This window comes from Sphingobacterium sp. UME9, assembly GCF_014170215.1.
Lineage (GTDB): Bacteria > Bacteroidota > Bacteroidia > Sphingobacteriales > Sphingobacteriaceae > Sphingobacterium > Sphingobacterium paramultivorum.
The window spans coordinates 220,328-239,737 of the sequence record NZ_LZZP01000013.1 but is presented as its reverse complement, the minus strand read 5'-3'; the positions used below and the strand labels follow the sequence as shown (position 1 = coordinate 239,737).

Genomic DNA, 19,410 nt, shown 5'->3' with positions numbered 1-19,410 from the left:
TTTAAAACTCCATAATAAGCTAAGCATATTGGAACAGTGGACCACCATTTAGAGAGCCAAGTTTTAGCCAATATCAACATAGGTTACTTAACGTATTAAGAAAGAAGATTAGGAAAGGGCCGTATTCCGAAGAATATTCCCGAGAATCTTCTCTGTGGACGAAGCGGGATTTTCTGATATTACAAACATATTCTTCCGTTTTTATTAATTACTCTATTAAATTGCAAAGATTCAAAATATTTACCAAATTCCCAAAAACTTTTGATTATTAATCCGTTATATCTTACAGCACGATATTGGCATATTATTGTCGCATCAATTTCGCTGAAATTCAACGACTATTTCCCCATCTTTGGACTATGGAAAGTCAATCAGCTAATCAATTAATCAAACTATCAAGAAAACGTAAGGGACTAACGCAGCAGGAACTCGCCGATCAGGCGGGTGTATCGCTAAGAACAGTGCAACGCATAGAAAAAGGCACTGAAGAAATCAGTGGATTTAGTCTCAAACAGATCAGTCAAATCTTGGAAATACCTTTAGAACAACTCATTATGCCAAATGTAAATCAAATCAGTATCGACAACAATCAAACAGGAAGTATTAAAGCTTTATATTTAGCATCGCTCACCTTTTTGGTCAATCCGTTATTAGGATTATTGGTCCCAGCAATTATGGGCTATACAAAGCAAAACAAAGACGCCTTATACAGTAAACACCTAAAAAAAATAATTGTAATACATGCTGTTGGACTATTTTTTCTCGGAAGTTTCATAGGCTATATTATTATTGCAGATTTTTTTAAGATTTCACTACCGCCTTTTTTAAGCGATATCTTTAATAGCGCCTATTTTTTACTCATCCCAGTATGCTACTACATATTGATTCTAACCTTCACTATTTTTAATTATACCGCAATAAGGAAGGCCAAGCTCAGTTCTGCAAACTAAACCAATACTAATGAATCTGTTGCGTTCAAAATCACAGTGGTTTCTTTTGAACGATCAATATCCAATCATTCTCCAGCAACAGATAGCCTGTTTCATAAATAAAGTTATAGGTCTGTCCTTTGTTATTGGAAAAAGTATGTGTATGAAACTTAAAATCAAATCCCAACCGCTTTAACTTTTCCCGTTGTATCTTGATCATACCCTCCCCACTCAACGCATCCAATAAAATACGGCGGTTTTTTCGTAGGATATTATTCACATTGCGCACCATATTGGTCTGGTCGCTATTTAATTTATTGTTATAGGCGTTCCGGCAAGCATCATCACAAAATCGCTTGTCAGAACGGCCATATATATCCTTGCCACATTCAAGGCAGACTTTCTCGACAGAACTCATAACGGAAGATTAAACGACAACAAACGGTTACAATCGACTATAGTCGAATACAAATGGTAAATAGACGACTATATTCTTTTCCCCGCCCCACCTTTGCTTAAGATCATTTGGCATCGATAGCCAATGACCGTCAACTAAAATAAGAATTATTAAAAACATTTAAAAATTAGACACATGAGCACATTACGCAACAAAGTACAATTGGTTGGGCATTTAGGAAACGACCCATTAATCAAAACAACTTCCACCGGTACAAATTATTCCGTATTACGTCTCGCCACCAATGATCTTTTCAAGAACAAAGCCGGCGAGTGGGTTGAAGAAGTTCAATGGCATACACTCGTGGTTTGGGGTAATCAAAACAATACCATTGAAAAGAAATGCCAACGTGGAACCAAACTCATGGTTGAAGGCAAACTCACCTATCGTAACTATGAGAACGCAGATGGGGTAAAACAATATGTCACAGAAATTAAAGTAGATAATTTCATGGTTTTATCGGAGTCCAACGGTGCCAAAGAAGACAGCCCAGCACTTCCGGATGAAACTGAAGATGACCTCCCCTTCTAGTATGATCGACGAGGTAGATTTTTCAAGTCTCTACCTCGTCGATTGTTCCCAACTTATTTTGTTAGGCTTGCTGTCAACGCTCTTCCTAGGTTCTCAGCATAAGCCTTCCATAATTTGGCATCTTCCGGTGTAAACTTAGAAACAGCTTCATTTTCTTTGGTCGCCCATTCCTGACGCTTGGACGCAAGCTCCTTGAGCTTAACAACATCGCCACTTTTAGCAACAGCGATAAATTCTTTGATATATTTTGTGTAATCCTCCGCCAATTTTTGTGTCTCAACAGAACTAAATTTAGGTATTGGCACTTCGCCGCCTCTATTTTCCAACAGCGTTTTGGCCGTATCTTTTTTAATGTCAATAGCGGCAGTCGTATCTTTTACTTCGACTTTTTTAGTCGTGGAATTATTACAGGAAATAACAAAAAATCCAGCAATTAATGCTAATAAGGTTACTTTCTTCATCTATTTAAATTTAGTTTTTTATCCATGGTAATTTAGCCGTTTATGCATGTTGTACTGAAACTAAATAAATCACACTACTTTTAGCGGATCGACCCGCTCGTCATTATTTATCTTACTTATAACACTACCGATTTATAACATTAACGTCCTTGAGATTTATTCTTACCAATAAAAACCAACTCGCTGTTGATGATACATTATCCTACTATCCAGGTGTTGACTCCTGATCTTGGATCGAATCCTGCACAAATTTCCATTTTTATTGTGAGATAACAGTTTAGAATAATCTCTCATGAACCAAAGACGCGAATCAACAGCGCAAAAGTTTTACTTTATTATCGAACTAATTTAATTACAATGCCCGACTTCACAAAATTTTTTGTGGGCATTCACATTTGCAGACCTGATTTAGTAGTCTTCTTTTCTTGCCTGAAAGTCAGCATCAGATCAATTTCAAGGCCGCTTTTAGTAGGGGTATTACAAGGGGTTAACAGGGGTATAGCAGGGGTAAATCCCTGCAAACCCCTTGTTAACCCCCTGTAAGTAGAGTACAATGACACCATTAACCTAGAATATGGTAACAATATGTAAATAAACTCGATACCGGCAATACCAAATAAACAGCAGGAAAAAGTTCCACGCAATTAGATTCGCTCAAACTTGGCATACAATTTCCAGAAATATGCTTTCTCTCCCAAAGTGAAATCAACCTTTTTCCAGACATTTAAGGCTAAACTAATCTCCTTTTCCTGCAAACTGTATTTTCCAATAAAGAACTCTTCCTCGGAAAAATACAAACCAAAGGCCTTATCCAAAGTATGTAAGCTCTGAACATCAACTTCTTCAAAAAACAAAATGGATTGAGGGCTAGCCAAAAAATCGCTCGGTACCGGAATAGCATCAGCATATTCGATTGCGATGAGACGGTTCCTACTTTGCAAAGGAAATTCTATTATTGGAAGCTCATCTAATTTCGAAAAATGAGTACTCGCTTCAAAAATAGCATCCCGTTCCAGCAGCGGGATTTGTAACAATCTTTTACGTCCAATAATAGAAACATTTGGCTCAAAATAATCATTGAAATTAAGAATTTCATTGACAGATAGATTTTTTTCAATAAGATGCTGCACAGGAATGCCAAAATAATTTGCAATCTTAAGAACAATCTCAATTTTTGGTTCCGCACGCATTTCTTCGTAAGACGAAATATTACCTCTAGTAAGATTAAAAATATCCCCAAATGCCTGTTGGCTCATTCCTTTCACTTTTCTTAGTTTCTTAATATTGTTCCCTACGTTACTCATTTTAAAAAAAATTGAATTTTTATTGCAAAATATTTTTGCATTTTTATTACCTTTATGCAAAGAATATGTGCAATATATAAAAAACTTGATTATGTACTTCTCAAAAATTGAAAATTATATCGCCAACATCGGTTACACCATTACCCATAAGGATACAAAAGAAGGAATCTTTGTCATCGAAAATGAAGACGACGGAATTCGTAACCTCATTGTAGGCATTGCCCAACCCATCCTGATTTTTGAGCAATACCTTTTTACAATCAGCAATGACACCATGGATATGTTCAAATCACTATTGATAAAAAATAGAGATATTATCCACGGCGGATTTGCGTTAACGGAAGATGGTACCAAAGTTATATTTCGGTATACGTTACAAATACATAATCTCGACCAGAACGAATTTGATGCAGCCATCAATTCGCTGAGTCTGTTGATGAGTGAATATTATAATCAGTTAATAAGTTTTTCAAAATTATAGAATAATGAATATTTTTAAGAGAATTTTCAGAATCGGTCAAGCAGAGATCCACGCAGTCGTGGACAAAATGGAAGACCCCATCAAAATGACGGAACAGGGTATCCGTGAGATGAAAGAGGACCTGGAACAATCGTTGGAAGCCTATGCTAAAGTGAAGGCCTTAGCCATACGTACCCAAAACAATTGTGAAAAGAAAAAAGAAGAAGCCAATGAATTTGAGAACAAAGCTATTCTATTACTCCAAAAGGCACAAAAGGGAGAGCTAACGGCAGAAAAGGCCGAAGGTCTGGCAAAGGAAGCGCTGTTGCTGAAAAAACAGTTATTAATTGAAGCTAGTGAATTGGAGAAACAAGCCGTGATTCATCAAAGTTCAGCCGATGAGCTACACAAAAATGTAGACATTCTCAAATTCAATATATCGAAATGGGAAGGTGAACTCTCCACATTAAAGGCACGTGTAAAGGTCTCTAACGCAGCTAAAATGGTCAATCGGCAGCTCGCTAATATCGATTCCAATAGTACGATTTCCATGTTAGAACGTATGAAAGAGAAAGTCGAGGAAGACGAGGCACTAGCGAAGGCCTATGGCGAGATTGCACTAGGTAATAAAAGTAAAGTTGATGAGATTAACGAGACCATCGGCGGGTCTGAAGCTGTCAACAACGAATTAGAAGAACTAAAAAGAAAATTAAATAGTGATGAAAAGATTTGAGTATAAAACGCTAAAAATTGAACCTAAGGGTTTCTGGGGAACAAAGTTGGATCCCGAAAAAATTGATGAAATCTTAAATGATCTTGGAAATCAAGGCTGGGAACTGGTAACCATGCAGGACCTTGAGGTCAATGGCAGTTCCTGGTCGTTCCATTACACATTCAAAAGGGAGAAAATTTAAACAATAATACGATGACAGAACTAATCAATATCTTATTCAATCCATTATCCAATGGAATTATGACAGTCTTAACTGGCATGTCTGTAGTGTATTGGTTATTTATGTTTCTGATGGGTGATGGAGTACATCTCTTTGATGCCGATGCAGATATAGACCTCCATCCCACACCTGATGTCACGGACGTTGATGGATCACATGATATCGCAACCGAGGGGGGCGACCATGCTCACCATCATCATACGGATACGGACGCTAATACAGAACCTGGTTTCTTTGCAAAAGCAATGGATTACATCAATGTTGGCAAAGTACCCATCATGCTTATTGTAACACTATTCAAATTTATTGGCTGGATAATTACCATTATTTCTTCGCTCTTTATCGACGTTGCTTCATGGGGAATAAAGTCTGTTTTAATCCTAATCCCCGTTTTCATTGTTACATTTATATTAATGCATTTTCTGACCAAACCCTTAGCTAAAATGTTTAAAACTATAGGTTACAATGGCGAAGAAAGTCACGATTTTCTTGGTCGCATGGGTAAAATGAGAGCCAGTATTGAAGGCAAGAAAATAGGTTCTGCCGAATTTATCATTCAACAGGATCCTATTCGCCTCAATGTTGTCAGCCACAATGGAGAGAAAATAGGCTACGGAGACGATGTCATTATTGTTGACGAATCCAGGGACAAGAAATATTATTATGTGACCAAAGAAATCACGATAGACAATATTTAATGAAAAAAGAATAAAAGAAAAGAATCGACACCTAAACAACTGTCCTAAAAGAACGGATATTTATTCTTTTAAATCCTAATCGTAAACCCAAATATTAAAATCTAAATAAATACAAATCATATGCTATATCAACCTCTTTTATTTTTAAGTGGCTTAAACGGAATTATACTTTTAATTGTCGGATTGGCTGTCTTTTTAATTTTTGCATTCTTTGTTGTATTGAGTGCATTCTATAAGAAAATTCCACAAGGGAAAGCAATTGTCCGGACTGGTGTTGGTGGTACAAAGGTAGCATTCAACAAAGGAATGTATGTTGTACCTGTATTTCACAAGATGGAGATCATGGACATCTCTATCAAAAAAATTGAGATCGCCCGTATGCAAGGTGAGGGTTTGATCTGCAAGGACAATATTCGTGCAGATATCAAAGTTGCTTTCTTTGTTCGCGTCAATAAAAGTGTAGATGATGTGATCAATGTTGCCCAAAATTTAGGTTGCGACCGTGCAAGTGAGCCGGAAACATTAAAAAGCATTTTTGAATCTAAATTCTCCGAGGCCTTAAAAACAGTCGGTAAGAAATTTGATTTCATCGAATTGTATGAAGCGCGTCGGGAGTTTCGCGACGAAATTTTGGATATCATCGGAACAGACCTGAACGGTTATATTCTAGATGACTGTGCAATCGACTATCTTGAGCAGACAGATATTGAGCATCTCAATCCAAACAATATCTTAGACAGTGAGGGCATTAAAAAAATAACGGAGCTAACGGCGAAGCAAAATATCAATGCCAATTTTATCCGTCGTGACGAAGAGAAGTTGATCAGAAAGCAAAACGTGGAAGCTCGTGAAGCGATTTTGGAACTTGATCGTCAACTTGCTGAAAAAGAAGAAAAGCAAAAACGTGAAATTGATAACATCAAGGCCCGCGAAGAAGCAGAAATAGCAAAGGTCCGTGAAGAAGAGCGCTTAAAATATGAAAGTGTCCGTATTTCTACCGAAGAGCAGCTGGCAGTACAGGAAGAAAATAAGCTGCGTCAGATCATCATTGCTGAGAAAAACAAGCAGCGCACGGATGCTGTGGAAGCAGAACGCGTAGAGAAAGACCGTGCTTTGGAACAAACTGAACGTGAACGCATTGTTACCTTGGCCCAAATCGACAAAGAACGCTCAATCGAGACTGAAAAGAAAAGTATCCAAGGTGTTATCAAGGAACGCGTACAATTGGAGAAAGGTGTTATTGAAGAGCAACAAGGCGTCAAAGACATCGAAGTATTCCGTGAAGTAGAACGAAAGAAACAAGCTGGTGTTATCGCTGCGTCACAAGAAGCAGAAGAAAAATTAATATCCACTGTTAAGGCGGCCGAAGCTGCAAAAATTGCTGCAGAGCAGGAAGCGGAGAAAAAAGTAATCGACGCAGAGGCGGCTCGTAAAATTGCCGAAAAGCGTGCTCAGGAATTATTGATCGATGCTGAAGCGAAAAAAGAGGCATCACTGAAGGAAGCCGAAAGTCGTAAAATTATTGCTGAAGCACAAGCCAAAGAAGAAGCCGCGCTTGGCTTATCCGAAGCTGAAGTGATGGTTGCAAAAGCCGAAGCCGAAGAAAAACAAGGTACCGTTGAAGCTAATGTGATCGAGAAGAAAGCGGAAGCGATGCGTAAAGAGGGCTTAGCACAAGCGGAAGTTGTGCGTGAGAAAGCGCTTGCTGAAGCTAAAGGTATCGAAGAGAAAGCAGAGGCGATGAAGAAATTAGATGGTGTAGGCAGAGATCACGAAGAGTTCAAATTGCAATTGCAAAAAGAACGTGATATTGAACTCGCACACATCAATATCCAAAAAGACATTGCTCAAGCACAAGCTGGCGTATTGTCGGAAGCACTTAAAACGGCAAAAATCGACATCGTTGGCGGTGAAACGATGTTCTTTGAGAATATCGTCCGTCAAGTTTCCAATTCCAAAGGTTTTGACCATCTGATCAACAACTCCAAACATGCGACCGATATCAAAAATTCCCTGATAGGTCCAGATGGACAAGGAGACCTTGCAGAGAAAGTGCGTGGATTAGCCGATAAATATGGAATTTCCACAAACGATATAAAGAACCTCACAGTTTCAGCAGCATTGATAAAACTTCAACAAGCGGCGACTGACGCTGAAAATGGCGAAGACACCGGTTTTATCAATTCTTTGTTCGGATTAGCAAAAAACTTAGGCATATCCAATAAAAAGCTGTCTTAGTTAATACCTACTCCATTATTGCCTGCAGATGAATGCTATTTATCACTGCAGGTAATAAACAAAAGATTTCACCACATATACAAAGTCGATAAAGCTCATTTTATGCCAGAAGAAAACGTAATAAACCAGAACGACTCCCTTGATCAAGGTGCATATGAGATTATTCGAAAGCGACTCCTTACACAAAAAGAAGAGCTTTCTTCCAAACTCCTGCAGCTAAATGATGCCCGCAAGGAAGTATTTAATGCGACAAGTTTTATACTCAAGGCCAATCAACGGATCACCACAGAAAACAACTGTGTTGCCCGTGGTATTTTAGCCCTCGACAATCTATGTATATTTGGCTATAATGTCCATTTTGGCTTACGCTCTGAAATTAAACTCGAAGATGTTTTTAGTGTATATGCATTTGAAAACAACCAGTTTATACCACAATCACTCGATCTGATCAATGATCACAATTTCATTAGTGATTATCAAAATCTATATAAATACTATCGCGACTCGATCTTTTCCAAGTTTCGACGTACGGAAAACTATCTTTACATGATCTTTCAGACCAGCAAAAATCCTGCTGACCTGAAAGCTTTCAAGTGGTTGATCAAAGACGGAACGCTTCAATATCAGGACGACCGCAGCATTCATGAGGTCAAATTGCCTAACCAGTTTGAGTTTGATTGGACAAAAACAACACTGGAAGATCGTCGTCTTGGGAAACATCCACACATATCCATTAAGGACAAAATCTTTATTGAAGCAATCAATGGCGATATTACTTTCAAAATCGAAAATAATACCGATACGGGGAAAGGGATCTTCTCCGAAAAAGTTTCAAACACCGACCAACAATTGGACGATGCGGATTACTATTATGCAGACCTTGGCAATTTGATAGCCGTTCGCATCAAACCCTATCAAGAAGATTTCCGCGCATTTGTCTTTAACCAACGGACAAAAGAAGTTGTCAATCTTAAATCGCTTAATGAATCAGCCATTCTACTTCCCGATAATCAAGGAATCATTTTTTCTAACGGATACTACCTGCAGAATGGTACCCATAAAATCTTTGACGTCCAGTTTGACCAGGTTAGCTTCCTTAGACGCATAGCATCACCAAACGGCGAAGACTTTCTCTATATCTTTTGTCAGGAGGAGACGAATACCTACATATTACTGTCTTATAATATCATTCAGCAGCATGTCGAAACTCCGATCATCTGCAATGGCTTCACACTTTTCAAAGACGGTAGTTTAATTTACTTTCACACAGAGGCTGAAGCAACAAGGCATCATCAGGTTCAGATCTGGGAAACCCCTTACTTGGCCATACTCAAAGAAAATGAGCTAAAAAAAGACGATCCGCTTTATAAGGTTGGTAATAAACAGATCGTACAAGCCATGGCCGAGGCACAAGAAGTCATACAGCTCATTAACAAAGAAGACAGTTATGAAGGTCTTTACGAGGATATACTCAAAAAATCGACTGTCCTGCTTGACTCCTATTTTTGGATAAAGGATGAAGCCTTGTCAAATCTTGGGCAGCCACTGGCACAGATCAAGGAGGTCGCCAATACGGCGATTGACGAATTTGTTAAGGTCCAAGCTCAACGTAAATACGCCACAGAGCTCAATAGCAGTGCCGAGAAGAAAATGGAAGAGCTTACCTTTTCCATCAATAGTACAGTAGTCGAAAAGCTTGATCAACTTGTTCATCAACTGGCAGATTCACGTCGTTTACAGGGCGAAATCATTGACCTTAAAAATGTCAAATATATCGATATAGTCCGCATCGATGCTTTACTCGATAAACTACAGTCAATCACCACCGAACTCGCCGAAAAGACAATTGCCTTCTTGCTTCGCGACGAGGCATTGCAGTCCTATGAGCAAAAAGTTGAACAACAGAAGAACAACGTCGCTGCAATTATCAAAGTTTATGATGCCAAAGCGATCGAGGAAACGAATTCGGCAATATCCAGTGAGCTCGAGCTCCTAATTGACATACTAAACAGCTTAAAAATAGACGATTCCACCCAGACGACTAAAATAATTGAAAAGATAGCTGTAATTTTCTCGTCCCTGAATGAAGTCCGGGCGCAGCTTACACGCAAACTCAATTCATTAAAAAGTACGGAAGCCATTGCAGAATTTTCTGCCCAACTTACGCTACTGGAGCAGTCTGTCACCAACTACCTTGAACTCTCTACGACAACAGAAAAAGTAGACGAGTATTATACCAAGGTCATTGTTCAACTGGAAGAACTTGAAAGTAAGTTCTCAGAATTTGAGGACTTCGCCCTGAAGATCGCAGATAAACGCGATGAAGTTATCAAAGCATTCAATTCCCGCAGAGAGCAAATCGTTGAACAGATCAACAAACGAAGCTCTTCACTCGAACAAATTGGCCTTCGTGTATTAAAGAATATCGAAAACAAGTCAAAGACATTTGCAACGCGTGAGGAAATCCTAAGTTTCTTTGCTTCAGATTTGATGATTGACAAAATCAGACAACTTGTGCAAGAACTGCAAACGCTCAGTGATGTTTCAAAAGCCGAAAATCTTGAAAACCTACTCAAAAAATCTCAAGAGGATACATTGCGCATTTTACGTGACAAGAATGATCTTTTTGTAGATGGAGAGAACATTATTGCGCTTGGTAAGCATAAATTTGCCGTCAATAGTCAGTCACTTAGTTTAACGCTCTTGCGCAAAAATGACGAAATATACTTCCATCTTACCGGAACAAGCTTCTATCAAAAAGTCAAAGGCTCCGAAATAGAAAACTTTAGAGATATTTGGGATCAGGAACTGATTTCCGAAAACAAAGACGTATACCGGGCTGAATACCTCGCCTATAAAACATTTCTTGCTTCCAAAGGACAGCAAGATTTTGATGCCAACCTGTTTATCAATCAGACTGTCGAGCAAAGTTATTCGGAAGGTTATGTCAAAGGAGTGCATAATTTTGATGCCCTGGTAATCTATGATACCATCAAACAGCTAGACAGCAAGCTTGATCTTTTACGTTACGATGCTCATTTGCGTGCTATGGCGCAGTTGTTTTGGCATTCACTGGCCCAAGACCAACAGGAAAAACAGAAAGCGTTGATCCAGTCTACACACGCCGTATTAAAAGCATTTCCAAATTCCACACGCTACCAATCTGTCGTTGACGAACTCACAAAATTATTCAACAATTGGGACACTCATTTGGATCGCTCGACAATTAATGGAGAGGAGATCGCGAGCTATCTTTTCCAGACTTTCACAAGCTACAGCAAGTTTGTCGTCAGTGAGCAATCGGATGAACTGAAGAAGGCTTTCATCAGGTTATTGGAAAACAAAAAGAGTTTCAAACTCTTTGAAGCAGATATTCAGCATACACAATTTAGTCTCGTAGACCGTTTCTATTTGACTTTAAATTGGCTAAATTCTTTTATCGACGAGAACAGTGACTACCAGGCTTTCCACAAGTACATTGAGGAAACTGCAGTCACACTTCTTTATCCAAAAGATGAATACCAATTGATCATCGCCAAAGACAATGCGCTCATCCAGGGATTAAAGGGAAATCATCCTATCTTGAACAATGGAGAAGAACAGATTCAATACCATCAATTTCTGAGTAGGTTGAAGACATTTGCCGAATTGAATGCCCCTCGTTTTCAAGAATTCGCTTCTTTGAAGGAACAGCTTGGAAAAACATACGCCAAGGAGCTGAAAATCGGAGAATTTGAACCAAAAGTCTTAACATCTTTTGTCCGAAATAAGTTGATCAACGAGGTTTACTTTCCATTGATCGGAAATAACCTGGCTAAACAACTTGGAGCAGCTGGCGACAATAAACGTACCGCCAGAATGGGTATGCTTCTCCTCATTTCTCCGCCAGGTTACGGAAAGACAACATTAATGGAATATCTCGCGAAAACCATGGGTTTACATTTCGTAAAAATCAACGGACCTACAATTGGGCATTCCATTACTTCAATTGATCCTGTGGAGGCGAAAACTTCTGGTGAACGTGAGGAACTTAAGAAGATTAATCTTGCCTTCGAAATGGCCGACAATGTGATGCTCTACCTCGATGATATCCAACATTTGAATCCGGAATTCTTACAGAAATTTATTTCATTGGCAGACGGGCAACGTAAGATCGACGGTATTTTCGAAGGCGAGAGTAAAACATATGATTTGCGTGGGAAAAGGTTCTGCATCGTGATGGCTGGAAACCCCTATACAGAAAGCGGGTCTAAATTTCAGATTCCAGATATGCTTGCCAACCGTGCCGACGTCTACAATCTGGGGGATGTGATCGGTGATACCGAAGCACTATTCAATCTAAGCTTGATCGAAAATGCGGCAATTGAAAACAGCTACCTTGAAAAAATAGCAAGCAAATCCTTCAACGATTTTTATGCTTTAGTGAACTACGCGCAATCAGTGGTAGACCAACTTCCCGATTTAGAAGGCAATTACCTGAAGCAAGATATCGATGATTTTATAACGGTATTAAAACATGTATTAAAGATCAGAAATGTTGTCATCAAGGTCAATCAAAATTATATTCAAAGTGCGGCCATGCAAGACAATTACCGAACAGAACCGCCGTTCAAAATGCAAGGATCCTACCGGAATATGAGCAAGCTCATTGCGCAGATCGTGCCCATGATGAACGATGAGGAGATTGATCAGGTTCTCCTCGCACATTATGAAAGCGAGTCACAAACCCTTACTGCCGATACAGAAAGTAATCTTCTAAAATTGAAAGAACTCGCTGGATTGATAAACAATGTGGAACAAGAGCGCTGGGAACACATCAAACAAATCTTCCGCAAGAACAATAAACATGGTGGTTTGGCCAAAGATGATAAGGTGTTTGCACAAATGCAGGACTTTAACGAAAACCTAGAGGGTATCATACAGGCCATTCGTGCTTATAAGAACTAATATTTAACATTGCTATTCCAGTGGACTTTACCTGTCTATTCAGCTGGAATAGCAGTATTTCTGATACGACTACTGTCAAATATTTTTTAAGCATTAGCTATTTTTAGGTTAATTAATGATTACCTTTGATAGTATCAAATGATAGTATCATCATAATGAAACCACCGTATATTATTACAAGTGAAACTTTAAAATTAATTAGTTCTATTTCAGAAAGAATAGGAGAAATTAATGCTGCTCATTTATATAAACCCACCACGGAGCTACGAAAAAAGAACCGTATAAAAACGATTCAATCGTCTTTAGAAATCGAAGGTAACACGTTAACTGAGGAACAAATTACCGCATTATTAGAAAATAAAAGAATTATTGCACCCAAAAAGGATATTTTAGAGGTACAAAATGCTATAAAAGTTTATGACAAATTAAATGATTTTAATCCTTATGAATTAAAAAATTTAGAAAAGGCTCATTCTGTCCTGATGAATGGGTTGATCGATAATGCAGGAAAATTAAGAACTACGAATGTGGGTATTGTAAAAGGTTCAAAAGTAAAACATATTGCCCCAAGTGGGACAGTGGTTAAAGGTTTGATGAAAGATCTTTTTGCTTATCTAAAAAAAGACGCAGATTTAATTCTCATCAAAAGTTGTGTATTCCATTATGAATTTGAATTTATACATCCGTTTATCGACGGCAACGGCAGAATGGGGAGATTATGGCAAACATTGATTTTAATGCAGCAATATCCTGTTTTTGAGTTTTTACCCATTGAGAGCCTAATCAAACAAAAACAAGATGCGTATTACGCAAAGCTCTCAGAGTCGGACAAAGAGGGTAGCTCAACACCATTTATTGAGTTCATGCTTGGGATTATTCTGACCGCTTTAGAAGAACTTTTACAAGCTCAAAATAAAACACTTCGTTTAGAAGACAGAATAAGTCTGTTTAAAGAGAAAATCGGTCAAAATAAATTTCATCGAAAAGACTATCTACAAAATTTTAAGAATATTTCTGCTCCCACTGCAAGCAGGGATCTAAAATGGGCTGTTGAACAAAATATTTTAAAGAAGTTTGGAGAGCAGCGATTGACAGAATATCAATTCAAGTAATTTACTATATAATGAAAACAGCAAATCTATATTTAACATTCGGCTATACATTTAGTTCTTCTTGCTGATCGGACAGCTACTGGACTTCAATGGAAATTTGGAACATATTGTTCAGGAGATCAGAAAATATAAGAACTGGATATCCATTTTACTTACCTCCATTTTAAAAAACCTGAGATAAGCAAAATCAAAGCTATTTCAATAAAAAGTTCCCGAAATGGGAACTTTTTATTGAGTTTGTTTTAAGATTAAAAAATATTGAGAGTAAGATTAAAGAAAACATTACTAGGCTATGAGCTTTTCAATCTTTTACGATTATCCGCCCTTCACAGCCCCCGAAGAGACTGTAAATATACCAAAGTCGTCGATCAGCATACGTTCCTTAACGACTCCATTGTAGGCCATCAGACGGTCTAATTCTTTCTGCGAACGGCGGCGCATCACCCAGTCTTTTTTCTGATGACTGTTTAATACGTAAGCAATCATCTTTAACTGTGGATGCCATGGCTGTCCAGTATAAACCAAATGACTGCTTTCTTCACAAATCGAAGTTGCACCTTTTACAGCTCTACTTGCCATTTCGTTATCACCAAAAAGTTCAAAGATACCTGAGATAATAACAATGTTAGGCTCGAATTCCAGTTTGGAATAGGTAGCTGGATCAAAACAATCGTAGTTGGTAAATCGTATTCCCTGCAATCCGTTTCTACGGATAATCTTCTCTCCTACCGCAATATTTGACAACAGGAATTCATTAATCACGATTTCGGCCTCGGGATATTTTTCTTTAATATCAAATAAGTAATTTCCGGTCCCACCCGCAATGTCCAATATCTTAACGGTTTTTCCAGCAGCTTTAACTTTTGTTATATGCTCTTCCAGCAACTGTAACAAGTGTTGTTTTCGAATGCGAATTCCTTTCCAGCCGATGGCCTCCAGATAACCACGGTCGAGGATACGCCCAAAGCGATTTTTACCCTGCGATTCATTGCGATAGACGTAGTCCAGCGATATCCCAGAATCAAATCCAAACTGCAGGCCTAAATTCATTCCTTTACTTAAGGAACCTATTTTACCCAATGCCCATTTTTGGACCGCATAATTCAATTTTTCACCCGCAGGAAGTAACTTATGGTATAATTGTTCATACTCTTTCACCGAAAACTCATCGGGTTCAAGCGTCAACTCAGGACTTTGTCGGGCATAGGCCTTGTCGATAAAGTTTCGCAGATACTGGTAAACTTTCTGCCGGTTTGTTTCAAATAGAATCCCATGGTAGAAATTACGTAATGTAATAAAGGTCTTCAACTTTGAAGCAATTGTCACAAAGAATTTTTTCTGTACCGAATTTTTGACCACATAATCTTTTTCAGCAGAAAGGACAATCACAGGAATATCAATCGCCGCAGCGTCTTCAACGATACGCTCGCCAGCTTTTAATAGATCAACCAACAAAGCGCCATTGATAGATTTGGATATCAAAGGATCGGCATCGTAAGCCTTCTGCTGATCGATATCGTGAGTCAACACTTTAGATTTGACATAACTCTGTATAATCAGATCTTTTTTAAGCTTTGTTCCCAAAGCAATCATCTGATTTGCCAAGGGCACATATAATTTAATTTCAAATGCAGGTGCCAACAATGCAATACCTGCGACTTTAGGAGCAAAATCATGTACCCAGGCACTGACAACAACTCCTGCAATACTATTGGCGATAACGAAAATGTCTTTCGAATCAACCAAATATTCTCGGCCTATATAATGAACGAAACTATCTAGATCCCGTACATAATCCATAAAGATCGGTGAAACTGGCTCTTTCGTATAACCATGTCCGCGCAAATCAAATGCAAAGATTGAATGATTGGCAAACTGTGGATCCGTAGCCATCTCCTGCAGACGTTCCGAATGCTCATGCCCACGGTGCAGTACGATCAATGCCCGCTGTCCGGCCTGATAATTCCAAACGCGATATAATAACTCCCCTTGATCAAAACTCTTGAAGTAACCTGATTTCATGTATAATTTTATTGACTAATATCAAATAGTATAGTTAACAACAAAGATCATGCAAATGACTGTCTAGCTATTTCTCTCGACCAGCACCTCCATCAACTTAAGTGTATGTCTATGCAATACAAGATGCTTATTATGAGATTTAACCAAATCTATAGCATCCATTAAATCTAAAGATAATATTTTTTGTGACAATAGAACAGCAAAAATCATACTCCTGTTGTAGCCCATTGTACAATGTATAATCATATTTTCACCTCGCTTCAATTGCTGATAACTGATGACAAGCGCAGCCAATATCCTTTCGGCATCAGCCAGCGTAATTGCCGCTATATCCAACAATGGAAATGAATGATAATTTTCCTGCACATGTAGGATCGCTATTTCTTCCAATTCTGCAGCCAGGTCAAAAACAACCAGATGCTTATTCAGACCAAGCACATGGAGATCTCCTGCTGTCGTCCTCGGGCCTACATAACAACGCGGTAAAATCTCAAGCAATGGCGGATTATTACGACGTCTTACGAATCGCCACAACAACCAATAAATCCATTGGTATGGGCTATAAAACAATTTCTTAAAGCCGGATATCCAACCTTTTTCATTTTTCAGAAACTTTGGATTATTGATAACATAATTTCTTCCTACCGCAATACAGACTAAGGATGGCCAACACAAAAGATATAATCCAAATGCATGAGTCCCGCCCCACAATGCCAGTAACAGTAAACACCAGCCGATGGCGTAGTAAACGTTGCCAATTCCCTGGTTTCTACGACAAACCTCCGCTTCCAAGTCTAATTTCGCCCTTTCGTCTAATTTCGCCTTTTCGGTACCGGCCAAAAAGGGCAATTCCCCCGCCTTTAGCCTAGATAATGCGCTGTCATGAAGCAATCCCGATGGAGATGGGAATAGGACAAATCCAACATGAACCAGAATCAACGCGGTCAAAACATCCACCAGATGGTGCTGATAAACGGTGAGTGTAGCAATCCCCATGAATAGCAGCCAAATCCCCACTATCCAGCGTGTCCAGCCTTTTAGCTGCCTACCGAGCACAGACCAAAACAGACATGCATACGCCACATGCAGCGAAGGGGCTTGATTAAATGGAGAGTCATGCTTATTTAAAAAGGTGAAGAAGAATTTAAAAACAGGATGCTCAACGCTAGGCCTATCAAAAGAAAATCGCAAGGGAAAAATAAAAAAACAACAAATAGAGACGATGGTAATGAAACTGAAACGCTTCGTATAGACCCAAAGCTCTTCTCGACTTCGACAACAGAAAGGAACCAAAGCGAAGAACAAACCGCTACTCATGTAGGGGATAATCATCCAAGAAACGAACGGCATAAAGTGTTCAAAAGGAAACACAAACGAAGATACAGTAGCCTGATTTGCAGCATGGAGCGCAGCAGCAGAATAAGTCAACTGAAAAAATAGCGCACAATAAAGGAAAATAGCAAATTGCAGTCCCCTATTTTTCAGTCGTTTTTCATCCATTTGGCCTTCCTTGACATAATTTTATTCAACACGATATTTGGAAGTAGTCCCAGAGATGCCATCAACCACTTCATACGCTTAGGAAAAACGACTTGCTTCTTCTTCTGTTCGATAGCTGTCATTATACGCTGTGCCGCATCGTCTACAGCGATTAAGAATGGCTTTTTAGACAAATCTTGCTTATTGAGCGCTCTCAGTTTATCCGTATCAACATAGCCCGGAGCAATAACAGTAACCGCAATTCCATACGGATGGAGTGCCCTACGATACGCATCTGCCACTTGGATTGCAGCACGCTTTGTCTTACTATATAGGCTTGAATTGGGAAAATGAAGCGTTCCCGAAACTGATGCAACGATTGCAATTTGTCCTTCCGACTGACTTTGCATAACAGTTCTTGCCGCTTCAAAACAATTTAAAGTGCCCATCATATTGACCTGGAGCATAGCCACCGCCTCCTGATAGCTTATTTGTTGAGCAACGTCATCCGCGTAACTCCCTGTACAATTAATAAAGAGATCTAAAGGCATATGTGCACAAAATGAACTGACCGCATTTTGCAGGCTGCTCAATTGACATACATCGACTTCAAAACTTCTGATGCTATGTCCCAGGGAATATGCTGACATTTTCGTCAGATCACGCCCACATACCGCTACCTCCGCTCCTTCCTCAAGATAACGCTTGGCCAAAGCAAGGCCTATTCCACTTGTACCACCGGCAATAAATACTTTCATTTCAATGAATTTAATGTCACCTCATAGCCATAGTTCCATTGCGCTTCCATCGCTTCAGCAAATTCTTGTTGATCAATCGGGAAAGACAGCGTAACTTCAAATTTAGACCAATCGATTCCTTTTTTACAGTATTTCCCAGCTAATTGTTCCGCGGCATCCTGTGTATCAATCCAATGTGCATACGGAAACTGCTGTTTCAAATCTGTTAATCGTTTATTTCCGCTAAAGCCTAATACCGCCCGAACCAACGCTTCTTCTTGCGGTTTATAAGGTTGTTTTCGCTCACATATGATGTTTTGAGCAAGCGCCTTTGCTAGCTCCATTGGTACAAGATCAATTGCTCCACCCGTATAATAGGTTTTATTGGAGCATACAGGTTCAATATAAAACATATCGGACATCGAAATACGGGCCGCCTGTAGCATAGAAAACTCAGCACTCAAATGAACTGCTTTAGCCACTGCACTATGCTCGTAATTACTATCCGAAATTCCTATTGCCTCAACGGGCACGTTTGCCAATACATCCTGAGTTCCCATCAACATCTTTTGATAGAGTTTCCGATCCCCACGCCGCTGCCCAACTTCAGACGGACTGAACAGCACTTTAGCGCCGACCACAAGTGCTGGAATTGCTGCTGAGAATGGTCTATCCAATGTAGGCAATAGTAAGGAAAGATCCTGTTCCATATGGACAAGATAGCGATTAAAAACATCCTCAATAAAGGGCGCCCGTTTTCTGTTAAACTGTTTTTTCAAAACATACACGCCCAGCCTCCCCAAACGACGCTGTTCTGTAAGCCGATGATGCAAGAAAAACTGATAAAACTCATCTGATTGCAGATAGGACTTGCGAGCTTCATGTGTATCAAAGGCTTGTATAACAGCCACTGCCATTGAACCACCACAGCTCGCGATAAGCAGATCTGGTTTTAAACCCAGCTCATCCAGCGCAGCATACATACCAAGATATAGACTGAACCGAGTTCCACCCCCCGAAAATAAAACAGCACGTTGATAAGCCATCAGATTGAAATTTTAGTTAGCCTTCTCACTACCACA

The 19,410-nt window shown here is 39.2% G+C and carries 16 protein-coding genes; 9 read left to right on the top strand and 7 right to left on the bottom strand.

Translation table 11 applies throughout. The features are described from left to right. Positions 1-359: 359 nt before the first annotated feature. The gene (locus A9970_RS20035; protein ID WP_182983473.1) at positions 360-950 is read left to right on the top strand and encodes a helix-turn-helix domain-containing protein; all 591 of its coding nucleotides are present in this window, start codon (positions 360-362) and stop codon (positions 948-950) included. A 31-nt stretch (positions 951-981) separates the two neighbouring features. Here A9970_RS20035 and A9970_RS20030 read toward each other — a convergent pair whose 3' ends face one another. Next, a complete protein-coding gene (locus A9970_RS20030) occupies positions 982-1,347 on the bottom strand; it encodes a hypothetical protein (RefSeq protein ID WP_182983472.1) in 366 nt (121 codons plus the stop codon). Between the two features lie 174 nt (positions 1,348-1,521). On the opposite strand from A9970_RS20030, the gene A9970_RS20025 reads away from it, so the two are divergent. Then, positions 1,522-1,917, top strand: coding sequence for a single-stranded DNA-binding protein (locus A9970_RS20025; protein ID WP_182983471.1), 396 nt, complete (start codon positions 1,522-1,524; stop codon positions 1,915-1,917). Between the two features lie 53 nt (positions 1,918-1,970). Here the strand turns inward: A9970_RS20025 and A9970_RS20020 are convergent, their stop codons facing one another. Next, positions 1,971-2,378 carry a hypothetical protein gene (locus A9970_RS20020; RefSeq protein ID WP_182983470.1) on the bottom strand — a complete coding sequence of 136 codons (408 nt, stop codon included), beginning with the start codon at positions 2,376-2,378 and terminating at the stop codon, positions 1,971-1,973. A gap of 644 nt (positions 2,379-3,022) precedes the next feature. After that, on the bottom strand, positions 3,023-3,682 hold the full coding sequence (locus tag A9970_RS20015; protein ID WP_182983469.1) for a helix-turn-helix domain-containing protein: 660 nt from the start codon (positions 3,680-3,682) through the stop codon (positions 3,023-3,025). Between the two features lie 91 nt (positions 3,683-3,773). Here A9970_RS20015 and A9970_RS20010 point away from each other — a divergent pair, with 91 nt between their 5' ends. From A9970_RS20010 to A9970_RS19980, 7 genes are all read left to right on the top strand, one after another. Continuing rightward, entirely contained in the window at positions 3,774-4,163 is a 390-nt protein-coding gene (locus A9970_RS20010) for a YbjN domain-containing protein (protein ID WP_046674974.1), read from the top strand. Positions 4,164-4,167: 4 nt separating this feature from the next. Further along, positions 4,168-4,875, top strand: a complete 708-nt coding sequence (locus A9970_RS20005) for a PspA/IM30 family protein (protein WP_088160063.1) — start codon at positions 4,168-4,170, stop codon at positions 4,873-4,875. Then, the gene (locus A9970_RS20000) at positions 4,862-5,056 is read left to right on the top strand and encodes a DUF4177 domain-containing protein (protein WP_088160062.1); all 195 of its coding nucleotides are present in this window, start codon (positions 4,862-4,864) and stop codon (positions 5,054-5,056) included. The genes A9970_RS20005 and A9970_RS20000 overlap by 14 nt, the downstream gene beginning before the upstream one ends. An 11-nt stretch (positions 5,057-5,067) precedes the next feature. Continuing rightward, the gene (locus A9970_RS19995; RefSeq protein ID WP_182983468.1) at positions 5,068-5,793 is read left to right on the top strand and encodes an OB-fold-containig protein; all 726 of its coding nucleotides are present in this window, start codon (positions 5,068-5,070) and stop codon (positions 5,791-5,793) included. Positions 5,794-5,913: 120 nt separating this feature from the next. Then, positions 5,914-8,031, top strand: a complete 2,118-nt coding sequence (locus tag A9970_RS19990; protein WP_182983467.1) for a flotillin family protein — start codon at positions 5,914-5,916, stop codon at positions 8,029-8,031. A gap of 102 nt (positions 8,032-8,133) precedes the next feature. Next, the gene (locus A9970_RS19985; protein ID WP_182983466.1) at positions 8,134-12,978 is read left to right on the top strand and encodes a DNA repair ATPase; all 4,845 of its coding nucleotides are present in this window, start codon (positions 8,134-8,136) and stop codon (positions 12,976-12,978) included. Positions 12,979-13,133: 155 nt separating this feature from the next. Beyond that, positions 13,134-14,090, top strand: coding sequence for a Fic family protein (locus A9970_RS19980; RefSeq protein ID WP_182983465.1), 957 nt, complete (start codon positions 13,134-13,136; stop codon positions 14,088-14,090). Between the two features lie 315 nt (positions 14,091-14,405). On the opposite strand, the gene A9970_RS19975 is transcribed toward A9970_RS19980, so the two are convergent. The 4 genes from A9970_RS19975 to A9970_RS19960 form a co-directional block, all read right to left on the bottom strand. Then, positions 14,406-16,112 carry a bifunctional alpha/beta hydrolase/class I SAM-dependent methyltransferase gene (locus A9970_RS19975; RefSeq protein WP_182983464.1) on the bottom strand — a complete coding sequence of 569 codons (1,707 nt, stop codon included), beginning with the start codon at positions 16,110-16,112 and terminating at the stop codon, positions 14,406-14,408. 63 nt (positions 16,113-16,175) lie between these two features. Further along, complete coding sequence (locus A9970_RS19970; protein ID WP_182983463.1) at positions 16,176-17,612, bottom strand: phosphatase PAP2 family protein; 1,437 nt, start codon at positions 17,610-17,612, stop codon at positions 16,176-16,178. Then, positions 17,594-18,349 carry an SDR family oxidoreductase gene (locus A9970_RS19965; protein ID WP_182983462.1) on the bottom strand — a complete coding sequence of 252 codons (756 nt, stop codon included), beginning with the start codon at positions 18,347-18,349 and terminating at the stop codon, positions 17,594-17,596. Before A9970_RS19965 ends, A9970_RS19970 begins: the two co-directional genes overlap by 19 nt. Next, a complete protein-coding gene (locus tag A9970_RS19960) occupies positions 18,346-19,374 on the bottom strand; it encodes a patatin-like phospholipase family protein (RefSeq protein WP_182983461.1) in 1,029 nt (342 codons plus the stop codon). The genes A9970_RS19965 and A9970_RS19960 overlap by 4 nt, the downstream gene beginning before the upstream one ends. Positions 19,375-19,410: the final 36 nt, after the last annotated feature.

Bases quoted from the DNA above. Each gene is read 5' to 3' on its own strand.
- A9970_RS20035 (WP_182983473.1), top strand. From the start codon at position 360: ATGGAAAGTCAATCAGCTAATCAATTAATCAAACTATCAAGAAAACGT.
- A9970_RS20030 (WP_182983472.1), bottom strand. From the start codon at position 1,347: ATGAGTTCTGTCGAGAAAGTCTGCCTTGAATGTGGCAAGGATATATAT.
- A9970_RS20025 (WP_182983471.1), top strand. From the start codon at position 1,522: ATGAGCACATTACGCAACAAAGTACAATTGGTTGGGCATTTAGGAAAC.
- A9970_RS20020 (WP_182983470.1), bottom strand. From the start codon at position 2,378: ATGAAGAAAGTAACCTTATTAGCATTAATTGCTGGATTTTTTGTTATT.
- A9970_RS20015 (WP_182983469.1), bottom strand. From the start codon at position 3,682: ATGAGTAACGTAGGGAACAATATTAAGAAACTAAGAAAAGTGAAAGGA.
- A9970_RS20010 (WP_046674974.1), top strand. From the start codon at position 3,774: ATGTACTTCTCAAAAATTGAAAATTATATCGCCAACATCGGTTACACC.
- A9970_RS20005 (WP_088160063.1), top strand. From the start codon at position 4,168: ATGAATATTTTTAAGAGAATTTTCAGAATCGGTCAAGCAGAGATCCAC.
- A9970_RS20000 (WP_088160062.1), top strand. From the start codon at position 4,862: ATGAAAAGATTTGAGTATAAAACGCTAAAAATTGAACCTAAGGGTTTC.
- A9970_RS19995 (WP_182983468.1), top strand. From the start codon at position 5,068: ATGACAGAACTAATCAATATCTTATTCAATCCATTATCCAATGGAATT.
- A9970_RS19990 (WP_182983467.1), top strand. From the start codon at position 5,914: ATGCTATATCAACCTCTTTTATTTTTAAGTGGCTTAAACGGAATTATA.
- A9970_RS19985 (WP_182983466.1), top strand. From the start codon at position 8,134: ATGCCAGAAGAAAACGTAATAAACCAGAACGACTCCCTTGATCAAGGT.
- A9970_RS19980 (WP_182983465.1), top strand. From the start codon at position 13,134: ATGAAACCACCGTATATTATTACAAGTGAAACTTTAAAATTAATTAGT.
- A9970_RS19975 (WP_182983464.1), bottom strand. From the start codon at position 16,112: ATGAAATCAGGTTACTTCAAGAGTTTTGATCAAGGGGAGTTATTATAT.
- A9970_RS19970 (WP_182983463.1), bottom strand. From the start codon at position 17,612: ATGGATGAAAAACGACTGAAAAATAGGGGACTGCAATTTGCTATTTTC.
- A9970_RS19965 (WP_182983462.1), bottom strand. From the start codon at position 18,349: ATGAAAGTATTTATTGCCGGTGGTACAAGTGGAATAGGCCTTGCTTTG.
- A9970_RS19960 (WP_182983461.1), bottom strand. From the start codon at position 19,374: ATGGCTTATCAACGTGCTGTTTTATTTTCGGGGGGTGGAACTCGGTTC.